This window comes from Burkholderia sp. E168m23, assembly GCF_016586125.1.
Classification (GTDB): domain Bacteria; phylum Pseudomonadota; class Gammaproteobacteria; order Burkholderiales; family Burkholderiaceae; genus Burkholderia; species Burkholderia orbicola.
The window spans coordinates 1-729 of record NZ_BCPP01001608.1 but is presented as its reverse complement, the minus strand read 5'-3'; the positions used below and the strand labels follow the sequence as shown (position 1 = coordinate 729).

The 729-nt window shown below is 69.4% G+C and carries 1 protein-coding gene; it reads left to right on the top strand.

Annotated features, from left to right (window positions below; translation table 11 throughout):
* On the top strand, nucleotides 1-673 hold a 673-nt coding region (gene waaF, locus JMF90_RS39185; protein ID WP_201326560.1), incomplete at its 5' end, for a lipopolysaccharide heptosyltransferase II.
* Nucleotides 674-729: the final 56 nt, after the last annotated feature.

The following is a 729-nucleotide window of genomic DNA, read 5'->3' as shown; positions in this document are numbered from 1 at the left end:
ACGGAACCCCGACAAGTCGGGCGAGCGGCCGCCGATGACGACTCACTACGCGGCGCTTGCGTACGCGCCGGGCGCGAAGCTGCCCGAGTCGATGAAGACGCTGCCCGCCCCGCGCCTGGACGCCGACCTGAACGAGACGGCCCGCGTGTCCGCACGTTTCAATCTCGATACGCGCAAGCCGCTCGTCGTGTTCTGCCCCGGCGCCGAATACGGCCCGGCCAAGCGCTGGCCGCCCGAGCACTTCGCGACGCTCGCGACCATCGTCCACCAGTCGTTCCCGTATACGCAGATCGTCGCGCTCGGCTCGCAGAAGGATGCCGCGGCCGCTCAGGCGATCGCCGACCACGCGCCGAACGTGCGCAACCTGTGCGGACAGACGTCGTTGTCCGAGGCATGCGCGCTGATCGCGCGCGCGAACGCGGTCGTCACCAACGATTCGGGGCTGATGCACGTCGCCGCCGCGTTGCGCCGGCCGCTCGTCGCGTTGTACGGATCGACCGATCCGCGCCACACCCCTCCGCTGTCGGACCTGGCGAAGGTACAATGGCTGCATCTCGAATGCAGTCCCTGCTTCGAACGCGAGTGCCCGCTCGGCCACCTGAAGTGCCTGCGCGAACTCGGTCCGGAGCAGGTATTCGGCGATTTGCGCGGCATGCTCGTCGGGCAGCGCTGACCCTGACCGGCAGCGTCGCACGGCGCGCCGGGCAATCCGATTCACCGGTGTGCGGC